The 21,645-nt window shown below is 67.5% G+C and carries 16 protein-coding genes and 2 pseudogenes; 7 read left to right on the top strand and 11 right to left on the bottom strand.

The annotated features are described in order from the left end of the window. Positions 1-158 precede the first annotated feature (158 nt). Positions 159-1,898, top strand: a complete 1,740-nt coding sequence (locus ACFY16_RS26665) for an AIPR family protein (RefSeq protein WP_390649710.1) — start codon at positions 159-161, stop codon at positions 1,896-1,898. Between the two features lie 144 nt (positions 1,899-2,042). On the opposite strand, the gene ACFY16_RS26660 is transcribed toward ACFY16_RS26665, so the two are convergent. Continuing rightward, positions 2,043-2,207, bottom strand: a complete 165-nt coding sequence (locus ACFY16_RS26660) for a hypothetical protein (protein WP_390649709.1) — start codon at positions 2,205-2,207, stop codon at positions 2,043-2,045. A 636-nt stretch (positions 2,208-2,843) separates the two neighbouring features. On the opposite strand from ACFY16_RS26660, the gene ACFY16_RS26655 reads away from it, so the two are divergent. Continuing rightward, positions 2,844-3,530, top strand: coding sequence for a hypothetical protein (locus ACFY16_RS26655; protein WP_390649708.1), 687 nt, complete (start codon positions 2,844-2,846; stop codon positions 3,528-3,530). Between the two features lie 1,612 nt (positions 3,531-5,142). Here the strand turns inward: ACFY16_RS26655 and ACFY16_RS26650 are convergent. Next, entirely contained in the window at positions 5,143-5,253 is a 111-nt protein-coding gene (locus ACFY16_RS26650; RefSeq protein WP_390649707.1) for an SDR family oxidoreductase, read from the bottom strand. A 689-nt stretch (positions 5,254-5,942) separates the two neighbouring features. Between ACFY16_RS26650 and ACFY16_RS26645 the strand changes: the two genes are divergently transcribed. Next, a complete protein-coding gene (locus tag ACFY16_RS26645) occupies positions 5,943-6,191 on the top strand; it encodes a hypothetical protein (protein ID WP_390649706.1) in 249 nt (82 codons plus the stop codon). 144 nt (positions 6,192-6,335) lie between these two features. Here the strand turns inward: ACFY16_RS26645 and ACFY16_RS26640 are convergent, their stop codons facing one another. The 5 genes from ACFY16_RS26640 to ACFY16_RS26620 form a co-directional block, all read right to left on the bottom strand. Beyond that, positions 6,336-7,778 carry a GH1 family beta-glucosidase gene (locus tag ACFY16_RS26640; protein WP_390649705.1) on the bottom strand — a complete coding sequence of 481 codons (1,443 nt, stop codon included), beginning with the start codon at positions 7,776-7,778 and terminating at the stop codon, positions 6,336-6,338. Between the two features lie 67 nt (positions 7,779-7,845). Continuing rightward, a complete protein-coding gene (gene yicI, locus ACFY16_RS26635; protein ID WP_390649704.1) occupies positions 7,846-10,110 on the bottom strand; it encodes an alpha-xylosidase in 2,265 nt (754 codons plus the stop codon). A gap of 92 nt (positions 10,111-10,202) precedes the next feature. Next, positions 10,203-11,099: a carbohydrate ABC transporter permease gene (locus ACFY16_RS26630; RefSeq protein WP_390649703.1), complete on the bottom strand. Its 897-nt coding sequence runs from the start codon at positions 11,097-11,099 to the stop codon at positions 10,203-10,205. Next, positions 11,096-12,055 (bottom strand): carbohydrate ABC transporter permease, encoded by a 960-nt coding sequence (locus ACFY16_RS26625; RefSeq protein ID WP_390649702.1) that lies wholly within the window; start codon positions 12,053-12,055, stop codon positions 11,096-11,098. Before ACFY16_RS26625 ends, ACFY16_RS26630 begins: the two co-directional genes overlap by 4 nt. A gap of 60 nt (positions 12,056-12,115) precedes the next feature. Next, positions 12,116-13,477: an ABC transporter substrate-binding protein gene (locus ACFY16_RS26620; protein WP_390649701.1), complete on the bottom strand. Its 1,362-nt coding sequence runs from the start codon at positions 13,475-13,477 to the stop codon at positions 12,116-12,118. A gap of 142 nt (positions 13,478-13,619) precedes the next feature. On the opposite strand from ACFY16_RS26620, the gene ACFY16_RS26615 reads away from it, so the two are divergent. Continuing rightward, a complete protein-coding gene (locus ACFY16_RS26615) occupies positions 13,620-15,236 on the top strand; it encodes a glycoside hydrolase family 43 protein (protein ID WP_390649700.1) in 1,617 nt (538 codons plus the stop codon). Between the two features lie 2 nt (positions 15,237-15,238). Continuing rightward, a pseudogene (locus ACFY16_RS26610) lies at positions 15,239-15,644 on the top strand (transposase); the annotation flags it as partial. Between the two features lie 248 nt (positions 15,645-15,892). Here ACFY16_RS26610 and ACFY16_RS26605 read toward each other — a convergent pair. Then, entirely contained in the window at positions 15,893-16,888 is a 996-nt protein-coding gene (locus ACFY16_RS26605) for a LacI family DNA-binding transcriptional regulator (protein WP_390649732.1), read from the bottom strand. A 791-nt stretch (positions 16,889-17,679) separates the two neighbouring features. Between ACFY16_RS26605 and ACFY16_RS26600 the strand changes: the two are divergent. Then, a pseudogene (locus tag ACFY16_RS26600) lies at positions 17,680-18,240 on the top strand (carboxylesterase family protein); the annotation flags it as partial. 177 nt (positions 18,241-18,417) lie between these two features. Here the strand turns inward: ACFY16_RS26600 and ACFY16_RS26595 are convergent. The 3 genes from ACFY16_RS26595 to ACFY16_RS26585 form a co-directional block, all read right to left on the bottom strand. Next, positions 18,418-19,185 (bottom strand): SDR family NAD(P)-dependent oxidoreductase, encoded by a 768-nt coding sequence (locus tag ACFY16_RS26595; protein WP_390649699.1) that lies wholly within the window; start codon positions 19,183-19,185, stop codon positions 18,418-18,420. Positions 19,186-19,215: 30 nt separating this feature from the next. Then, a complete protein-coding gene (locus ACFY16_RS26590; protein ID WP_390649698.1) occupies positions 19,216-19,563 on the bottom strand; it encodes a cyclophilin-like fold protein in 348 nt (115 codons plus the stop codon). 215 nt (positions 19,564-19,778) lie between these two features. After that, on the bottom strand, positions 19,779-20,444 hold the full coding sequence (locus ACFY16_RS26585) for an SDR family NAD(P)-dependent oxidoreductase (RefSeq protein WP_390649697.1): 666 nt from the start codon (positions 20,442-20,444) through the stop codon (positions 19,779-19,781). Positions 20,445-20,640: 196 nt separating this feature from the next. On the opposite strand from ACFY16_RS26585, the gene ACFY16_RS26580 reads away from it, so the two are divergent. Then, the gene (locus ACFY16_RS26580) at positions 20,641-21,522 is read left to right on the top strand and encodes a helix-turn-helix domain-containing protein (RefSeq protein WP_390649696.1); all 882 of its coding nucleotides are present in this window, start codon (positions 20,641-20,643) and stop codon (positions 21,520-21,522) included. Positions 21,523-21,645: the final 123 nt, after the last annotated feature.

Genomic DNA, 21,645 nt, shown 5'->3' with positions numbered 1-21,645 from the left:
GCGATGGTGCGGTAACGCACACCCACGGAAGGGCTGGACCGTACCCTCGCCACCAGCACGCACGACTTTGCCACCCGAGCCAGTCCTTGTCAGGGGCTTTCCCCTCCCACAAGGTCCTGCGAACATCTTGTCTCGTTCGCATACCTCTGGGGGGTTGTATGACGTCCGCACAGAACAACGATCAACGGCTTCTGGACCGCATCCTGGACGATCAACACTTGCGGCTGGCACCGCAGAAGGGACGAGACGACTTCTTCACCTTCTTCGCGGCCGACAAAGCGCTGCAGGACTGGGATCTCGACAACGACGAGATCCTCGACGGCATCGTCGATGGTGCGCACGACTGCGGAATCGACGGGATCTGGTCCTTCGTCGACGGCCGCTACATCACGGCAGACGCCCACCAGTACCTGACGTCACGCGCCGGCATGATTGAGCTGGTGCTGCTCCAGGCAAAGACTTCACCCGGTTATCAGGAAACAGTCTTCGAGAAGCTGCATTTCCATCTGCCCACGCTGCTCGACATGAGCCGCGACGAGGACGAACTGGCCGCCCACACCAATGCCAAGCTTCTTGAGCGCACACGACGGTTCCTACGTGTCCTCGAAGACCTGGCGTCATCGTTCCCGCAGGTTCGCGTCAAAGTCATCTATGCCAGCAAGGCCGCTGAGGGGCCGCACCCCAACGTCAAGGCCAAAGGAGACCGGCTCCGCCGGGAACTCGCGAAGATCACGTCGGACACCGAGGCAACGATCGAGTACCTCAACGCAGCCGACCTGCGGGAGCGAACCGCTCGGGGCGCCAAGGCGGTCGCGCAGCTCGTTTTCTCCGAAACACCCATGAGCACGTCGCTCGGGGAAGGCTATGTGTGCCTGGCCAGGCTGGACGAGTACTACAAGTTCATCACCTCCGAGAATCAAGCGCTCCGACTGGAGCTGTTCGAGTCGAATGTGCGCGACTACGCCGGTTCCACCTCGGTCAACAATGCAATCAGTGAGACTCTGAAGTCGGGAACCGGCGAGGACTTCTGGTGGTTCAACAACGGCGTCACAGTTGTCGCCGACGCCGCACAGATCGCAGGCAAGAAGATCGTCATCAAAGACCCGCAGATCGTCAACGGGCTCCAGACCAGTCACGAGGTCTACAGCTACTTCCAAGCCGGTGGACAGCACCGTGACCGGTCACTCCTGGTCAAGATCGTCGTCGCACCCGAGTCCGGCACCGCACGGGACAGGATCATCCGCGCCACCAACAGCCAAACCCAGCTTCCCGCTGGAGCCCTCAGAGCAACGGAATCCATCCAGAAGGACATCGAGGAAAGCCTCACGCACGGAGGTGGCTACTACTACGAGCGCCGGGCCAGCTACTACCGCAACCTCGGGTTCCCGCTCGAGCAAGTGGTATCCATGAGCCGACTGGCTCGTGAGTTCACCGCCTTTGCCCTCCGCGAACCGCACACCGCACTCAGGCACTCGGAGGCCCTGCTCCTCGACGACAAGCACTACCAGCAGATCTTCGCGCCTCGCGTGGACCTGGATCTCTACCGTCTCTGTCTCGACGTCCACACAGAACTCCGCCGTCACCTGAACCAATACGCTGAGGACCGACCGCTCCTCGGAGAAACCATCGAGAACTGGCTTTATCCCCTGGCAGGGATGTCAGCCTACGCACTCACCCGGCTGCGTCAGCCGACCCACCGCGACCTGCTCAACATCGACCTCGTCCACCTCGACACCGAGCTCATGGACCGACTGGTCGGGGTGCTCGACCAGAACTTCAAGTCCGCGCTACGCAACAACAAGGCCGGAGGCGTCGACAGGATTGCCCGAAGCACGGACTTCACCAACCGGCTCCGGCAATCCGTCATCTCCCAAAGCCGTTTTCACATCGAGCACTAATAGGGATGGGCGTGGCGTGTACGGAACTTTGTGTAAGTCCTGGACTTTCACTTGGTGTTGAGCCGTTCCGCAGCGCCGCCTTCGCCCTGGTGCGGCGGGCTTGCCCCTCCTCACGCACCGCCCGCAGGTCCAGGTGATCCTGCATCAGCTGCCGCAGCAGCTCACGCCCCGCTCCTCGAGGTGCTCCTCCAGTTCGTCGTGGGTCCATCCCGCCGCCGCCTCGCCCGACAGGAGGGCTGTCAGCGATTCAAAGCACCCGATCGAGCAGGCAAGCAGGTCAGACGTCACGCTGGTGTCGTACGGTTTCATCCGGGCTCTTCTCTTGCGGATTCGTACCAGTTGGCACCTTCGAATCCAGGGAGAAGAGCCCTGCCTCTACTGCGAGTTCACCGATTCCGCCCCCGTGCGGCGGCGGGCCGGGGTGAAAAGCCCCGGCGCCTCCTCATCCAGAGGTGACCGCGCGGGACACCCACCGCAACGGCAGCATTCCCCCTCTCCCCCTCTGCCGCCCTTCCAGCCATCCAACGGATCATCGCACGGGCCTTGCGGGGCCTCAAAGGGTTCCCGAGGGAGCATCCAGACCCTCCACCCCGAACCTGGGCGGCCACCTCCCGGGCCTCCAACTCCTCGAACAACGAGCCCATCCGCCCTCCTCACCGTCACGGCAGAGACGAACAGCCCCGCACACAACCTCGATCAGCGTTCTGCCAGCTCAGCCCTTTCCTCAAGAAGAGCCGCACCCAACGGAATTCGCGAGTGTCGACAATGCTCCGATGTCGATTGTCGTGACGTGTTTGGCGTTGCGCCACGGGGTTGTAACAGGCGCTGACGTGGGCTGTTGTCCCTGTCAGAGTCGTTGCTGCCGCCGGTGGTTGCTTGCGTCCGGGGGCGGGGTCGGGCTTATCGCCACCGGGGCGACACCGTCGAAAGCGAAAGAGGGACACCATGCGTACCAGGACAACCCGTTGGGGCTTGTCGACTGCCGTGCTCATCGCCGCGGGGCTGGCACTGACCGCGTGCGGACCCAACGACGAGACCTCCGCCGCCGAATCCTCCACCAGTTCGTCCGTCCCCACGAGTTCCACACAGCCCACCACCCAACCCACGAGTTCCGCACAGCCCATCACCCAACCCACGGCCACGAGCAGCCAAGGCTCCGCCCACGCCACGCCGTCGGGCACTCCCAAGAAGCCTGGGGTGCGCTGCACCGACCAGATCGACTACGCGGGAGACCCGAAGTCCAACGCCGAAATCAACACCATCGGCGAGCAGACCGGCTACTGCCCGCCGGTGTCCGCCTCCGCCGGGAGCGGCGTCGCCAACCCGGGTGACCACCGCACGATCGTCGGCACGCTGGAGTACCTCGCGCCCGGCAAGCTGCTCGTCAAGCCCCAGGACGGCGGCACCGACCAGGCATTCTTGGTCTCCAACGCCACGCAGATCCTCGGCGCGGCCACGATCTGCTCCGACACCGACGGCCGTGTGACCATCGGCGACGACGGCTACGGCACCTCGAAGTGCACCGTGGACCAACTGGAGACGGCTGCGAAGACCGACAGCGTGACCGTCCGCGTCAGCATGAACTCCAAGTCCGGCAGTGCCGAGACGGTCGAGGAGAAGTACCACCCGTAAGCCCCCGCACCCCGCGCCATGCGCGCCCCGTGGGCCTCTCCCCGACCTACCGCGAGCGGGGACGCCCGGCCGTACTGCGCCGAACTGATGGGACGCCTCGTTTGCGGCGGTGTCTCTCCCCCCGCGGCCGTGGCGCCGGCAGCGGTCGGCAGGGTCATGAGCGCCACCCCCAACGTGTCGTACCTCGATACGGTGACGTGGTGCGGATGGACCGTGAGTACGCCATGTGCAGGGCGCATCTGGGCGCGCAGCAGGTCGTGATCGAGGACGGGTTGGATCGTGCCGAGCAGCCCGCCTCGGCACAGTCGAGGCCGCGGTCTTCCGGGCTCAACGGGCGTCCTGTCCCCGGCTGGGTCTACTACCTGCAGACCGCCGCCCGCGTGAGCGGCGCCGGTGCCGAACCTTGCAGGATGCCGCTGCACAGTTCGACGACGCCGAGCAAAACCTCCACGAGTGCCTGGCCGCCAAGGCGGCGAAGTCTGCTCGCCAAGCTCGGCGACGTCCACGGGCACCGCAGGTTGATCCGCATAGACCCCCTCCGTCACGGACGCTGGCCCCGACACGCCCCTGACCCTGGCGGGCTGGGCGGTGCACTACGGGCCCTGCCGATCGAACCGGCATCTACAACACGCTCAAGGCCCTCGCCGGCTCGGGCACCGAAACACCGGACACCAGCAGGGTCACGCTGCTGACCCAGTTCAGGTCGCGCCGCACAGGCCGGCACTGCGCCCTCCATCAGGAGAAAGCTTGGCTCTCTGCTGGTCGGTTTGGCCCGCGGCAACTCCTGAGGCTGGGGCTCGGGGCGACCGAACGGCCGGCCATCGTCCGCAGGTCCACCAACGGCTCTGAAACACGCAGTTCGACCACGGGGCATAAGAGGCTCCTGATACAAGGTCAAACCAGCGAGGCGGTGGGTTCGGCGGATTTCTGGCTGCTGCTCGGGCCGCCAGGGGACGAACCGCGGGCGGACAATCACCGCTGTCGGCCGGACCTTGGGTCGACGGCCGGTTCTTTGTCGGCGGTGCGTCCCGGCGCGGCAACGCGATCCTGGAGGGATGTCTACGTGGGCCGACGGTTCGCATGAGACGGGCTTCGACAGGCGGCGGAGCCGAAGATGAGTTTCGAAGACGCGGTCGTCGGCTGCGCGTTGCGTGAACTGACCGAGCCGCTGCGCTGACCGTCGGACTGGCCGAAGTCCGCATCCCGGTGATCGTCCGCAGCATCGCGGCCGGCCGCGGCTGAATCGGCTGGCAGCCGTCAGTGATCGCACCGAGTCGGCGCTCCTTCAAGCACTCCTGTTCACTCGCTGAAGCCGCTTGCCGTCCGGGCCGCCGAGGTCGGCCAGGCAGGGCTGCCAGGGCGGATCGGCCACGCTGAGGCGGGTTCACACCCGGGCCACGTCCACGGGCCAGGGCGGCGGCTACGACGCCTCGGCGACCATTGGAGCCACCCGCGAATCGAAGGGAGAGGGGATGCTGCGCGCGGGACGCGGGTCGTCGGCGGTCACCTGGGCCAGACCGTTTGGTGATGGCGATATCTGAATCGCTGCGTCTTCCGCAGGGTGCGGCTCTCCGTAAGGCGCCCTTTCCGTGGGCACGGCACCGGCCCCGGGTCAGCGCACCGAGGTGAGTCCGCCGTCGACGGGCAGCAGCTGGCCGGTGATGAAGTGCGAGGCGTCGCTCGCGAGGAAGACGAGGACCGGGGCGAGGTCCCCCGGACGCAATAATCGGCACCCGCACCGTACAAATGCCTGGGCGACCACTTCGCCCTCACCGAACTCACCACCACCGTGGCGACCATCACGCGGCACTGGCGTCTTGCTCCCGTCTCCCGGCGCGCGCCGCGCGAGGTGGCCGGAGCAGCCCTGTCACCCGACCGTCTCACCATGACCGCGCTACGCCGGGCCGCCTGAACCAGAGCGGCCATTCCCCCAGGCAGCCCGGAGACGCCGGTCTGCTCCCCAAAACCGGCCCGGCCTGGCCCCGCCCCTGAAGCAGCATGCTCAGGAAGACGACACCAGCCGGGCGGATCCAGCAATCCGGCATCCCGGATTCCCACCAGTAACCGAAAGAGGAGCAATGTTCGGAACTGTCCAACTGTCCAACGGACCAACATGGACCGGGTCTTCGACACCCTCGACGTCACTCGGGACGGCGCCATCAGCAAAGACGACTTCCAGATCATGGCCCAGCGCATGCGCGCCCTGCGACCCTCCATGGACGCATAGCTCGCCGCCGAGATCGACGCTACCTTCGACGAGTGGTGGGAGGCGATCCGCAAGGCCGCCGACCGCCGACCGCCGACCGCCGACCGCCGACCGCCGACCGCCAACGGCAACGGGAAGATCACCCACGAGGAGTTCGTCGCCGCCATCGAACGGGGCTGGAAAACGACCCCGAGTACGTCGACGAGATGGTCAAGGTGTCCGAGGTCACTTTCGCCGCCGCCGACGCGGAAGGCGACGGCCGGCTCACGCCGCTCCAGATCGAGCGGATCGACTTCGGCGTGAACGGGCAGCTCAGCGCCGAGACGTTCGCCCGCATCGACCGTAACGGTGACGGCTTCGTCAGCGTCGAAAAGTTCGCCCGCGCCGCCCGCGACGTCTACAGCAGCAACGACCCGCAGATGCCCGGCGCCGTCATGTTCGGCCCCCTCGACTAACCCCCCACCTCCCGCGCACGACGGTCCCGGCACACCCGGTGCCGGGACCGCAGATCCCAGCGACCTTCTCCCACACCCCATTTGCCGGTCGGTCTTACTCCCGATATCTCCCACCCGTTTCCCAGCTCCTCCGCCGCCGGCCCTTCAGCTGGTCGGCGGTGGGATGGTGCCTGTCACTGCCAGCTCCCGGTACCACAAGGCGCTGTCCTTCGGTGTACGGCGCTGGTTCTCGTAGTCGACGTGGACGATGCCGAAACGCTTGGAGTATCCGTAGCCCCATTCGAAGTTGTCCATCAGCGACCATACGAAGTAACCGCGCAGATCGACGCCGGCGGCGAGCGCCCGGTGGGCGGAGACGAGGTGGCGACGGAGGTAGTCGATGCGCTCGGCGTCGTGCACGGCGTGGGTGCCGTCGGCGCGGACGGAGAGGTGGTCCTCGAAGGCCGCTCCGTTCTCGGTGATGGCCAGGGGCTGGTTCGGGAACCGGGTGTGCAGGTCCAGGAGGAGTTCCTCAAGGCCCTTGGGGTCGATGTTCCAGCCCATGGCGGTGTGCGGGCCCTCCTGCGCGACGAACTCGACGTGGGGCGAGCCGGGCCAGGGGGAACCTCCCATGTCCTTGTGCCCGTCATTGTTCTGACGCGAGTTCAGGCCATCCCACAGGCGGACGGTGGTGGTGGCGTAGTAGTTGACGCCGAGCAGGTCCAGAGGCTGGTGGATGTGGGTGAGGTCGCCGTCCTGGACGAACGCCCAGTCGGTGACCGCGGCGGTGTCCCTGAGGAGGTCCTCCGGGTAGTGACCGCGCAGCAGGGGCTCGGTGAAGGAGCGGTTGGCCAGCGCGTCGATGCGGCGCACGGCCTCGTCGGCGCCGTCGCCCTCGCCTCTGAGCACGTGGAAGTTCAGGGTGATGGAGTACTGCGGGGTGTTGGTGGTGACCGCCCTGAGTTGTTGGACGGCCAGACCGTGAGCGAGGTTGAGGTGGTGGACCGCGGTCAGTGCCGCAGCTCCGTCGGCGCGGCCGGGGGCGTGGGCTCCGGCTCCGTAGCCGAGGTAGGCGGAGCACCACGGTTCGTTCAATGTGGTCCAGACCTCGACGCGATCGCCGAGAGCGGCGCCGACGATGCGGGCATAGTCGGCGAAGGCGAAGGCGGTGTCGCGGTTCGTCCAGCCGCCGGTGTCTTCCAGGGCTTGGGGCAGGTCCCAGTGGTAGAGAGTGGCGACGGGGGTGATGCCCCGGTCGAGAAGGCCGTCGACCAGGCGGCTGTAGAAATCCAGTCCCTTGAGGTTGGCCGGGCCGCGGCCGGTGGGCTGGATGCGCGGCCAGGAGATGGAGAACCGGTAGGCCCGCAGGCCTAGGGACTCCATGAGATCGAGGTCGTCCTCAAGGCGGTGGTAGTGGTCGGCGGCGATGTCGCCGGTGTCCCCGTTCCATGTCCTGCCCGGGGTGTGGGAGTAGGTGTCCCAGATGCTAGGACCGCGTCCGTCCTCGGTGGCGGCGCCTTCGACCTGGTAGGCGGCGGTTGCGGAGCCGATGAGGAAGTCCGAGGGGAACGCCAGGTACTGGGTGGGTTCGTTCCGGGATGTCGGCATGCTCGTGTCTTTCTGACGTCGTTCTGACCGGGCGGGTTCCGATGGAACAGGCGAGTTGGTGAGTGGATCAGACGAGTTGGTGGGTCCAGCCGTCCGCGCGTGTCGAGGTGACACGGATGTGCCCCTCGGCGCGAATCGTGGTGAACAGGGCTGAGGTGCCGCTGATCGGGCTGGTGACCGTGACGTTCGTGGTGCTGTCCGGGCCCGGATAGACGCGCAGGGTGAGGCCGTCGAGGTAGTCGTAGTCAGGGCGGTCGTGCCGGGATCCGACCGGTAGGACGGCGCCTTCGCGCACGTACAGCGGCAGCGAGGTGTAGTCGTGCACTTCCCTGCGCCATCCTCCGCCTCGGACACGCTCGCCGGTGAAGTAGTTGGTCCAGGTGCCGCCGGGCAGGTAGAGGTCGACGGTGCCGTCGGGCTTGAAGACGGGCGCGACGAGCAGGGAGTCACCGAGCATGTACTGGGTGTCGAGATATGTGGTGGCGGGGTCGTCGGGAAACTCCATGGCCATGGGCCGCATCACCGGGATGCCGCGCTCGTGCGCGGTGATGCCAGCCTGGTACAGATACGGCATCAGGCGCAGCTTGAGGTGGGTGAAGCGGCGCATCACCTCAACGGCTTCGTCGTCGAAGGCCCAGGGCACCCGGTAGGAGGAGGAGCCGTGCAGCCGTGAGTGGGAGGACAGCAGGCCGAACGCGGTCCAGCGCTTGAAGACTCCGGGATCGGGAGTGCCTTCGAAGCCGCCGATGTCGTGGCTCCAGAAGGCGAACCCCGAGTACGCCAGTGACAGGCCTCCACGCAGTGTGTCCGCCATGGAGCCGAGGGTTGATGCCGAGTCACCGCCCCAGTGCACGGGAAACTGCTGGCCGCCGGCGGTCGCGGAGCGTGCGAACAGCACGGCGTCGCCGCGGCCACGCTGTTCTTCCAGGACTTCGAAGACGGCCTTGTTGTAGAGGTGCGTGTAGTAGTTGTGCATGCGTTCGGGTGCAGAACCGTCGAAGTAGGCGACATCGAGGGGGATCCGCTCACCGAAGTCGGTCTTGAAGGCGTCGACCCCCTGGTCCAGCAGGACGCGGAGTTTGGACTTGAACCACTCCGTCGCTTCGGGATGCGTGAAGTCGACCAGGGCCATGCCCGCCTGCCACATGTCCCACTGCCATACGGATCCGTCCTCCCGCTTGAGGAGGAAGCCCCGGGCGGCGGCCTCGTCGAACAGTTCGGAGCGCTGCGCGATATAGGGGTTGATCCATACGCAGGTGTGCAGGTTCTTCCGGTGCAGACGGGCAAGCATGCCTGCGGGGTCGGGGAAGACACGCGCATCCCACCGGAAGTCGCACCAGTGGAATGCCCTCATCCAGAAGCAGTCGAAGTGGAAGACCGACAGCGGCAGGTCGCGCTCGGCCATGCCGTCGATGAAGGAGGTGACGGTGGCCTCGTCGTAGTCGGTGGTGAAGGACGTGGACAGCCACACTCCGTAGGACCAGGCGGGAACCTGGGCCGGGCGGCCGGTGAGCGCGGTGTACCGGGTGAGGATGTCCTTCGGGGTCGGCCCGTGGATGACGAAGTACTCCAGGCGTTGAGCGGCGACAGAGAACTGGACCCGCTGGACTGCTTCGGAGCCGACCTCGTAGGAGACGTGTCCCGTGTCGTTGACGAAGACGCCGTAGCCGCGGTTGGTGAGGTAGAACGGGACGCTCTTGTAGGCCTGTTCCGAGGACGTGCCACCGTCGGCGTTCCAGATGTCGATGCTCTGGCCGTTCTTGACGAGCGGGCCGAAGCGTTCGCCGAGTCCGTAGACGGCCTCGCCCACGTCGAGGCTGAGCTGCTGGGCGAGGTAGGAGACAGGCCGTGCCGTGGTGTGACGGGTGCGGTCGGCGGGCCCCGGGTCGAGGTGGGCGTCGCGGTCAGCGGTGAAGCAGGCGATCGACTTGGGACCGCTGGTCGTCAGCGTGCGCCCGTTCGCTTCGAAGGACAGCTGCCAAGGCGAGCCGGACGTGACCCTGGCCGTGAGCCCGCCGCTGGTGAGCATGGACTGGTCGGCGTCCGATGTCACCGTACCGACGTCCTCGCCGGCCCCGGGGAGGGGGAAGCCGTGCGGGCCGGGGATGCGGTGAGCGTGATGGTCGATCCGCACCCGGATGACGTCGGCCATGGGAGACGACAGGGACACCGTCAGCGCCGGCCGGTTCAGGGTGTCACCCCGCCTGCTGATCACCGCGGTGGGCGCGAGGACCGTGATCTCATGATCTCCGGGATGAATGTCGTAGGCCTCGGCGGCGTACAGGGCGGTGACTCCCGGACGGAGTTGCCACTGGCCGTCGGTGAACTTCATCGGGCGGAATGTCCTTTGAGGAGGAGGGGACGGGCACGGCACTGGGACACGGCCGGCCGGCATCGACGGCGGGCCGGCCGTGTCGACCGGGGTTACCCCTTCAGACCGCCGGCCAGGAGATCCGCGCGCCAGAAACGCTGCAGGCTCAGGACCAGGAGAATCAGGGGAAGGACCGAGACGGCCGAGCCCATGATGATCAGGGGATACAGGTCGGTGTCTCCTGCCCCCTTGGCCAAAAACGTGTACAGGCCCAGCGTGATCGGGTATTTGTCCTGATCGGAGAGCATGACGAACGGCAGCAGGAAGTTGTTCCAGATGCCGACGAACTGCAGCAGGAACACCGTCACGAGACCATGGGTCATCATGGGCAGGGCGATGGAGGCAAAGACCCGCGCCTCGCTGGCGCCGTCCAGACGAGCGGCTTCCAACGTGCTGTCGGGAACCGCAGAAGCGGCGTAGACCCGGCACAGGAAGATGCCGAACGGGTTGATGATGACGGGCAACAGCACGGACCAATACGTTCCGGCGAGTCCGAGGCGCGCCATGAGCAGGTACTGCGGGACAGCGAGGACGATACCGGGGACGAGTACGCCGGCGAGGATGGCGGAGAAGAGGAACTCCCGGCCACGGAAACGGAATTTCGCCAGGGCGTACCCGGTCATGGAGGACATCAGGGTGGATGCCACCGCGCCGACGCCCGCATACAACAGGGAGTTGGCCGCCCACCGCCAGAACTGTCCCCCGTCGTAGGTGCTCAGGTCGTGGAGGTTGTGGAACAGGCCGGTACCGGGCGCGAAGGAAAAGCTCGTGAACAGTTCGCGGGGGGTCTTGGAGGCGGCGATGACGACCCACGCAACGGGGGTGAGGCAGTACAGCGCACCGAGGAGAAGGACGATCATCGCCAGCCAGGGCCGCCTGGCTGGGCGATCAGGGTGGGGCAGCGAGCGGGTGACCGGCCCGAGGGCGCGTTCCTGGGCGGGGGCGCTCATGCGTTGTCTCCGAAGGTGCGGCGCTGGAGGACACGAAGCAGGAGCAGCGAGAGGGTGAGAATGCCCAAGGCCAGAACGACGGAGGCGGCGGCCGCACCACCGAGATTGTCGTTCGTGAAGGCCTCTTGGTAGATCTTCATCAGAGGTACCCAGGTGGAGGAGATGGTCGTGGTCACCGGCCGCAACGTGGCCGGTTCGCTGTACAGCTGCAAGGTGCCGATGATGGAGAACAGGCCGGTCAGCACCAGGGCCGGCGCGACGAGGGGGATCTTGATGCGGAGGGCGATCTGCAGTTCGCTCGCGCCGTCGATACGGGCCGCCTCATAGACCGACGGCGAGATGGACCGCAGCGCGGTGTAGATGATCACCATGTTGAAGCCGACGCCGGACCACAGAGCGATGTTGGCGAGGGAGAAGTACAGCGTCGGGAAACCGAAGAAGTCCAGCGGGCCCGCGTCGAGTTTGCCGGCGAGGTAGTTCACCGGGCTGGTGCTCGGCAGGTACAGAAAGCCCCACAGGAGGCTGGCGATGACGCCGGGCACGGCGTAGGGCAGGAAGATGGCCGTACGGGCGAAGCCGCGGGCACGGATGCGGGGGGTGTCCAGGAGCAGCGCGAACAGCAGCGCCAAGCCCAGAACACTGGGGACGGCGATGACGCCGTACAGGAGGGTCCGGCCGAGCCCGGCGAAGTATTCGTGATCGGTGAAGACGGCCTGGTAGTTGTCGAGTCCGACGAAGGTCTCGACCCGTTGGCCGAACGCACCGCCGCCCCGGATGCGAAACCCGCGGAAGCTGAGGTAGACCGCGTAGCCGATCGGGACGATCAGGAACATGGTGAAGAAGAGGACGGCCGGAGCCGCGAACAGCCATGGTGTGGCCTGTGTCCGGATCTGCCTGCGGCGTCTCGGGGGTGGGGCGGTGGCATTTGCAGGAGGTGAGGCGGCGGTGCGTGACATAGTGCGTCCTGGTGTTCTTGGATGGGCCGCGTTACGCGGGCGGCCGGGACTCGGCCCGCGTTACTGACTGACGGTGTAGCCCGACTTCTTCAGATCGGCGACGACCGTTTTCTGGGTCACTCGGTACACGTCGCGGAACGAGGTCTTGTTGAGTGCGGCCTTGTTCAGTGCGTCGGTGAACTTGCTCTGCGCGACGTTGACGTTGGGGCCCCACACGACCGGGATGGTGGTGTTCTTGATGACCTGGTCGGCGACCTTGTAGAAGTCCTTCTGCTGCGGCATGAGCTTGGGCGGCTCATGGGTGAGGGTCGCGGCACGGCCGGCGTTGCCGCTCGGGTAGATGTCCAGGCCGAGCAGCAGCTTGGAGCCCTCGTCGGAGGCGCCCAGCCAGGCCGCGAAGTCCGCAGCCTCCTTGGCGTGCTTGGACTTCGCCGGTACCAGGTAGGTGGAGCCTCCCTGGAAGGACACGGACGCGTCCCCGGCCTTCCACTGCGGCAGCGGTGCCGAAGCCCACTTGCCCGCCGTGTCGGGAGCGACGGAGTAAAGGACGCTGGGAGCCCACGCGGCCGCGGCCCAGCTGAGGATCTTGCCGTCGTTGACCTGTGCGTTCCACTCCGGAGTAAGGAGCGGCTCGACCTTGACCAGGCCCCGGTCGACCAGGTCCTGCCAGAAGTCGGCCGTCTTCAGCGACGGCTCGCTGTCGATGCCGACGGTCCAGCTCTTGCCGTCGTTGTTCCACCATCGGGCGCCGGCCTGGGCTGCCTGGGCTGCGAAGAACTCGAACTGAGTGGGGGAGAAGCTGGCGATGTAGGCGTTCGGGTCCTTCTTGTGGATCTGTTCGGCCGCGTCGGCGTACTCGGCCCAGGTGGTGGGGATCTTGACGCCGTACTTGTCGAAGAGGTCCTTGCGGTAGGTGAACATCATGGGCCCGATGTCCTGCGGAACGCCGTAGACCTTGTCGTTGAGGGTCGTCAGGTTCCAGATGTTCGAGTCGATCTTGTTCTTGACGCTCGCGACGTCCTGGGTGATGTCCTTGACCGCCCCGGCCACCACCAGGGACGGCAGGGCCCGGTACTCGAGTTGCACGACGTCGGGGGTGTCGTCGGCCTGGTGGGCGGCGCGCAGCTTGGAGGCGGTCTCCTCGGTGCCCCCGACCTCCGACAGCTTGATCGTGACGTTGGGGTGTTCCTGGTGGTACTTGGCCACGATGGCCTTCGCCGCCGGATCCCCGCCCTTGAGGCTGTAGGTCCAGAACTGGAGCGTGACCGGCCCTCCGTCGGATGCCGAGTCGTCGCCGGAGGAACAGCCGGCCAGCGAGGCAGCCGCGAGAACGCCTGCCAGTGCGGCGGCGGCCAGTTTCCCGGGGCCTGGACGCCGCCGCAGACGGTCTGACTGGTCGGCGGACAGGGGTGATGCGCTCATTGCACGTCTCCTTCGACGTGTGGTGCGTCCCGGCGTCTGCCGGTGCTCGACATCGGGATCCTGATGTTAACGTTAACAATCTGTCAAGGCTTCTGCCGCGACCAATCCCCCTCCCACCCCCGCTGCCTCGGAGTGCGCCCTCGTGCCGACCTTCGCCAATCCCGTTCTTGCCGGCAGTCATCCGGACCCGTCGATCTGTCGGGTCGGGGAGGACTTCTACCTGGTCACGTCATCGTTCGCGTACTATCCCGGGATCCCGGTCTTCCACAGCCGCGACCTGGTGCGCTGGAGCCCTCTGGGTCACGTGGTGCACCGGTCTTCCCAGGTGTCGCTGAGCGGCCTGGACGTCTCGGACGGCATCTGGGCTCCCACCATCCGTCATCACGAGGGCACCTTCTACGTGGTCTCGACCCTGGCGAAAGGGCGCCAGGGCAGCGTCACGTTCCTCTCCACCGCCTCCGCCCCCGCCGGCCCCTGGTCCGACCCGGTCGTGCTGGACGCGGAGGGCATCGACCCCTCGCTGTTCTTCGACGACGACGGCCGCTGCTGGTTCACCGCCTGCCGCGACGCCGCCCAGCCGGACGTGACCGGCCCCGGTGAACTGTGGATGCGCGAGCTCGACCTCGAAACCCTGGCCCTGACCGGCCCGACCCACGTCCTGTGGCACGGCGCGATGCGCGGCGCCTGGGTCGAAGCGCCGCACCTGTACAAACGCGACGGTGTGTACTACTTGATCGCCGCGGAGGGAGGCACCGAACACCATCACGCCGTGACCGCGGCTCGTTCGGACACCGTCACCGGCCCCTATTCCGCGGATCCCAGGAGCCCGCTGCTCACCCACCGCCACCGCGGGGCGGCAGAACCCGTACACAACGTCGGCCACGTCGACCTCGTCGACACCCCCGCCGGGGAAACGTGGGCCGTGGCCCTGGGTGTGCGGCCGACCGACGGCACACACACGCTCGGCCGAGAGGTGTTCCTCGTACCGGTCGAATGGACCCCCAGGGGCCCCGTCTTCGCACCGGAGACCGGACGCGTGAGACTGTCGGAACGGCTGCCCGCCGGGACCACGGTGGTGGCCGGGGGCTCGCATCAAAACGGCCGAGTACGGGACGACTTCGACGGCACCGCACTCGGCCCGGAATGGAACAGTCTGCGCGGACCGGTCGACGATCTCGTGTCGCTCCGCCCCGGGCGAGACGGCCTGACCATCCGCCTGTCCCCCGAGCCCCTCAGCTCCAGAGGTACCCCCGCGTTCATCGCCCGCCGTCAGCAGCATCTGCGCCTGCGCGCCAGCACCCGGATCCGCTTCACCGCCCTCGCACCGACCCAGGAAGCAGGGCTGGCCGTCTTCCAGAACCACGACCGGCACGCCACTCTGGCGCTGACCGTCGACGCCTCGGGAATCCCTCACGTCGTGCTCACCGCCCGCGAGGCAGGCACCGACACCCGCCTCGCGGCGGTCGCCGTGGCCGACAGCGAGGTCGTCCTCGCGGTGGACAGCGACGAGTGCGGCTACACGTTCCGCGTCAAGGACCGCACCTGGACGACCCTGGGCAGCATCGACCGGCCCTTCTTCAGCACGGAACGAGCCGGCGGGTTCGTCGGCGTCCACATCGGCCTGTACGGCACGGGAAACGCCGAAGCCGGGCAGAGTGAGGCACACATACGCTGGTTCGACTACGCGCCCGTTCTCGTCCTCCCCGGGCAGGCCGAGACCGGCGGCACGGGCGGACAGCCTCAACTGACCGCCCGCTAACTTTGTGTGCAAATGACACGGTTCGGTCGCTGGTGGAACTGTCGCTGGTGGGCGAGCACCGTTGCGGGCACGGTGGGCTCTACGACGCTCTGGCCGCGGGCCGGGTCGATGTCGTCCGGCTGCGGCGGGCCCTGGCCGCGGTGTCTTTGTCGCGGGCGGCGGACGGTGGGCTGGTGCTGGCCGCCGACATCACCAGCTGGCTTCAGCCCGACGCGCACACCTCACCGCAGCGGATCCTGTGCCACACCTACGGACGGGGGCAAGGACCGGCACATTCCCGTTCCTGGCTGGCCGTACTCGGTGATCTGTGCGCTGGAAACGGGCCGCAGTTCGTGGACGGCACCGCTGGACGCGCTGCGTCTGGCGCCGGGCGCCGATGCCGCCACCGTCACCGCCTGGCAGCGCCGCGTGATCCACGAAGCCGCGAAGGCCACCAAGACGGCCCGCCCACGGACTGCTGGAACAGGGTCTTCAACTGTCCGTCCCCAGCTGCGGCCCCGTCGTCGAACTCCCCGTCGTCCATACGGAGGCCGGGCCCCTCGGCGTTTTCAGGGCTTCTCCCTCCCCCCGAGGCGTGCGAAACACGCTTCGAGGGCTGGCCCCGGGGTGGAGTGCGTGCATGGTGTCGCGGGGCGGACTGAGTGTGACGACAGTGCCTATGAGCCGGCGCGAGGAGCAGCGGTGCTGTGCCGCACGACGAGTTCCGGCGTGATCTTCTCGCGTGCCGCCTGCTCCCCGTTCAGCATCCGCACCAGCAGCTCGATGGCGCTCCTGCCGAGGTGGGCGAAATCCTGTCGAACCGTGGTCAGGGCGGGCACCAGGTATCCGGCGCCTTTGATGTCGTCGAACCCGACAAGTGACAGGTCCTGCGGCACCTTCACTCCTCGTTCCGCGAACGCTGCCAACACTCCCATGGCCATCTCGTCGTTCCCCGCGAAGACCGCTGTCGGCAGACCGGCGTCGTACTGGCAGAGTTCGTGGGCAAGGCGAAACCCACTTTCCGCGGTGAAATCCCCTTCCAGCACGACTCCCTCCGCTCCCGCGGCAGCGAGTTCAGCCTGCCAGCCTTCGACGCGCGCTCTCGCGTCGAAGGTGCGCAGGGGTCCGGACAGATGGTCAATACGCCGGTGCCCGAGGTCGAGAAGGTGCCGAACCGCCAGACGGGCGCCGAGCTCCTGATCGACCTCGACGAAGCTCAGATCGGGGTTGGGCACACTTCCGGACATCACCACCGCCACAGGCACCCCGTAAACGAGGCCGGCCAGCGCCTCCATCACGGCAGGGCGGTCGGCGACGACCGCGATCGCCTCCACCGACTGATCGGTGAGCCGCTGCAATGTCTCCACCAGGTCACCGGTGGTGCTCTCGCCCTGCCAGCTCGCCAGGCTCACCCAGTAACCGGCTTGCTTGGCAGCCGTCTCCACTCCCAGAAGGATGCGGGGCAGTTCGAACAGCTCCGACCCGACGATCACCACACCTATCGTCGACGAACGGCGGCTCTTGAGGGCCCTGGCCACACTGTTACGGCGATAGCCCAGCTTCCGAATCGCGGCCTCGACTCGGGTCCGGGTCTCCGGCCGCACCGACGGATGACCGTTGATCACACGGGAGACGGTGATGTGCGAGACGCCCGCTTCGCGTGCCACGTCCATCATTCCTGGTGGCCGGTTCATCTCACTCGTCCCCTCGCCCTCAGCCCCAGCGCAGGGCGCTTTGCCCACCGCCGATACTGTCACAGGCTTCGGAGCCACATCCCCGCAACCGTCCGGTCCACCGGGCGGCCGATGGACGGCGCCGGTCCGGACTCCGAAGCGATTGCTCAGGCCCGGTGCTGTTTCTGAGGCCTCCATGATGCCCCATGCGGTGACACACTCGCTGCGCGGCAGAAGTGTGCAGGTACTGGTTTGTCAGAGGCCGCACAGGTCGCGGTCAGGCGGCAGGCGGCGCGGAGTTCCGGATTCAGCGCCCGTGCGCATTGTGATCGACGAGTCCCGGAACAGCCCCGGCGCCCGTTGCCGTGTGCGTCCAGCGTGAGGATCGCAAGGGACGAGACGCGGTCCCGGCCGGGTCTCAGCCCGGAGGTCTCCACGTCCACGAGAGCCCAGTCGTGGAAGTAGTCGGAAAGGGTGGGCCACTTCGGGCTCGACGACAACAGTGCCATGTGAGGCTCCCCTCCCCCGGCGCGGCGGGCGGCACGCCCTCTCCACGGTGATGATTCGAACGGTGGGATTTTCGCACGCACCAGGCGCCGTTCGTGGTGGATCCGTAACGGAGAGCCAGCCCACCGGCACCGATCACCCCTACGACTACCGCGTTCGGGTAGCCAAGGAGTGAGGGATCCAGCGCTCCTCATGCCCTGCGATAGGCAACATTGCTTGGCCTCCGCGAGCAGGCTGGCTACTGTCATGACAAGCACGCGACGGCAGCGGAAGACGTGGCCGATATGCAGGAGCCATGGGGCATTCCGACAGAGATACAGCGGCTGCAAGGGCACGCCGAACGCGCCCACCCGTTGGGGGCCGTGGACGGCAGCGTCGACCTGCTGATCGGCACCTGTGCCATGGAGGCCGAGCCGTTCATGGGCTCGCCCGTCTTCTCCCGCCGCTTCGAGACCCTCGCCCGGCAGGCGACGGGCGAGCGCGCCTGGGACCGGCTCCTGAAGGTCTACGCCGACACCGCCCTGCCCGGACGCACGACCCTCAACGACATGCTCAGCGGCTGGTTGGTCGTCATGCCCTCGGTGTGCCTGGCCGAGTACGCCCTCCGCTCCGGCGCCCGGGTGTGGCAGTACACCTTCGACTACGCGCAGGCCGGGCCCTTCGGACCCACGCACGGCAGCGACGTCCAGTCCACCTTCGGCAACTGGGGCCAGGGCGACTTCACCGGGGCCGCGCCGGCCGACCTCCCGACGGCACGGGCCCTGTCCGCGAAGATGGTGGACTCCTTCGCCGCGTTCGCCCAGCACGGAACGCCTGCGATCCGGGCACTGCCGCACTGGCCGGCCTTCCCCCCCTCGCGACCGGGCGTGCCTGTCGTTCGACGTGGAGCCGCGTCTGGTGCGCGACCGGCTCGCCGACGCGCGGCGCGAGGCATGGGACGGGGTCGATCCCTTCGCCGTCTGCTGATACCTGATGCTGCCGTGGGAGCCGCCGTCCGTTGCGTGACGGCGGCTCCCACGCCGTTACCGGGCGACGTAGCCGCCGTCGACGGGGAGGGCGACGCCTACGACGAAACCGGCTCCCGGGCTGCACAGCCACAGGACCGCCTGGGCGATCTCCTCGGCCGTACCGAGGCGGTTGATGGGCTGGTTGGCCTCGGCCTCGGCGCGGTCGAGATCCCCCTTGGCGATCATGTCGCTGACCATCGGGGTGTCGATGGTGCCGGGGCAGACGGCGTTGATCCGGATGCCGCGCGGGGCGTACTCCAGGGCCGCGCTGGTGGTCAGGCCGATCACGCCGTGCTTGGAGGCGTGGTAGGAGGCACGGCCGGGGAGGCCGACCAGGCCGCCGAGCGAGGAGCAGTTGACGATGGCGCCGCTGCCCTGGGCGCGCATGTGGCGCAGCTCGTGTTTCATGCAGGCCCACACGCCGCGGAGGTTGATGGCGTTGACGCGGTCGAACCGCTCGGCGGGTTCGTCGGCGGCGTCGCTGGGCGGGATCTGGATGCCGGCGTTGTTGTAGGCGAAGTCCAGACGCCCGAAGGTCTCCACCGTGCGGTCGACCGCGGCCGCCACCTGGTCTTCGTCGCTGACGTCGCAGGTGAGGGCGAGGGCTCGGTGACCGGCGTCGGTGAGTTCCTTGACGGCTGCGTTCAGGGCGGCTTCGTCGATGTCGGTGAGGGCGACGGCGGCCCCCGACTCGGCGAAGGCCCGGGCGGTCGCCAGGCCCATACCGGAGCCGGCGCCGGTGACGAGGGCGACCTGGCCGGTGAAGTCGTAGGTGGGGTTCACGTGCGTTTCTCCCGTTGAGAGTGCGCCGGGTCAGGACGCTGCTTCGATGGTGACCTTGGTGGCGATGGCGAGGCGTTCGGTGTCGCCGTTCATGTGGCCGAGGATGATCAGGCTGGCGTCGCTGGAGCCGCTGCCTCGGTAGTAGAGGGCCAGGTTGCCCCAAGGGGCGTAGTACGCCAGGTCACCAGGCTTGGCTTCGGCGGCGTCCGGGGCGCCGGAGGTGGACAGCCGACGGGGCAGGTCAGCGATCTTCTCGGTCTCGTGGAAGTCGCTCAGGTTCAGCGTGAGCGGGAGCAGGGTGGCGAAGTCGCGGGCCGTGGCGCTGTCGTTCAGGGTGGCGCCGACCCGGTGGCCGTCGATGGTGAGCCGGAGGTTCATGGCGGTGCCCTTGTCCTCGGAGGGTGAGGCTGGTGCCGTCGGCGTCGGCGCCGGCGTTCGCTGTGAAGCGGATGCGGACGCGGACGCGGACGGCGCGGAAGACGGGGACGGGGACGTCTCATCGGTACAGGCGGTGACCGCCAGCAGTAAGGCGGCCGGTACGGTGCGTGCAAGAGTGGAACGGGTGGTCAGGCTCACGGCACCCTCCGGGGGCGTCAGTCGGGCAGGGGCTCGGCGTAGTGGCGGAAGCCGTCGCGCTGGAGGTGGATGTCGTACAGGCGGTCGGCCAGCACTTCAGGGCTGCTGTGCTCGGCGTCGGGGCGGATGGCTCCCGGGATGATCAGCTGGGCGGTGTGGATGTTCTCCGGGGCGAGCGCGTCGTGGAGCATGCGGGCGTAGGCGCTCTCGGCGGCGAAAGCGACCGAGGTGCCGGCGACCTTGAGGTTGGGGCGCACGGCGCTGCCGCCGTTGACGAACAGCAGCGTGCCGCGGCCGAGTTCGCGCATGCCGGGCAGAACGGCGTTCACCGCGGTGACCGGGCCCTTGACGGAGAAGGCGAGGGGCGCGTCGAGGTCGTCGGCTGTGGTCTCCAGGACCGGCTTCATGAAATCGGCGCGAGGCACGGGGCTGTACTGCAGGATCTCGACAGGACCCAGGGCGGCTGCCGCCGCGTACAGGGCCGCGTCCAGTGACTCGATGTCGAGGACGTCGGCGGTGAAGCCCCGTGCCTGGATGCCGTCGCGGGCCAGCTCGGCGCTCAGCCCGTCCAGCTTCTCGACGTTGCGGGAGATGAGGGCGACGGTGTGTCCGGCGGTTCCGAAGCGGCGTGCGGTGGCGAGCCCGAGGCCGGGGCCGGCGCCTACGAGGGCGAATGTCGTCATGGTGAGTCCTTGTGGGTAGTAGGGCTTCGCTCGGGCTCGCGGGGACGTGGCCGGCCCGGCGCTCGGGATCGCCGCGCAGGCCGCTCGATGTCGAGCCTCACACGCCGAGGCAAGAGCCAAAAGTGGAGAAGGACATCCGGGGAGGGAGCCATCCTGGGTCAAAACTCTCCCTCCTTCCTCAGATGCGATCGATGCCATGCTGAACGGCATGACCGGCAACGTTCCCCTCAACGAGCTGGGAGAATTCCTCAAGAAGCGCCGCGCCGAGCTGAGCCCGCGCACTGTCGGCCTGCCCGACAGCGGCGGCCCCCGCAGGGTCGCCGGGTTGCGCCGCGAAGAGGTCGCCCAGCTCGCCAGCATCAGCACCGACTACTACACACGTCTCGAGCAGGGCCGTATGCAGGCGTCCGCACCCGTGCTGGACACGCTCGCCCGGGTGCTCCATCTCGACGACGACGAACGCGGCTATCTCTTCCAGCTCGCCGGCAAGACCACCACTCGCGCCCGCAACCGGGGGCGGCAGAAGGTCCAGCCGCAGTTGCAGCGCGTGCTGGACGATCTCACCGCCACTCCAGCCATCGTGCAGGGCCGGCGCGGGGACATCCTGGCCTGGAACGCGCTGGCGGCAGCGCTGGTCACCGACTTCTCCCGGATCCCTGAGAGGCACCGCAACTACCCGCGGATCAGCTTCACGGATCCGGCCATGCGCACGCTGTACGCGGACTGGGAGACCTCCGCGCGGCTCGCCGTGGCGCAGTTGCGGATGGAAGCCGCGCAGTATCCGGAGGACCCCCGCCTGATCGAGCTGGTCGGTGAACTGTCCCTGCGCGACAAGCAGTTCGCCCAGTGGTGGGGCGACCACCGGGTCGCGGCCCGCACGGTGGGCACCAAGACGCTCAACCACCCCGTGGTCGGCGAACTCGTCCTGGACTGGGACACCTTGACCGCCAACACCGACCCGGACCAGCACCTCACCGTCTGGACGGCCGCACCAGGTTCCCCCACCCACGAGCGGCTGCGCATCCTCGCCTCCTGGGCCGCCGACCAGAATCTGCCGGCCTCTCCCCCGGTCGCCTGACCACGGAGGCCGCGCCTGTCGACGGGCAGACGGTCCGCTCCGCTTGTACATATGGGGAGATTTGACCCTTTCATTCGCCTTTGACTTTCCTTTGTGGAACTAGCATGAATATTGCGTAATCAT

The sequence above is a fragment of the Streptomyces sp. NPDC001315 genome, assembly GCF_042896175.1.
GTDB lineage: Bacteria > Actinomycetota > Actinomycetes > Streptomycetales > Streptomycetaceae > Streptomyces.
This window is presented reverse-complemented; position numbering and strand designations above follow the sequence as displayed.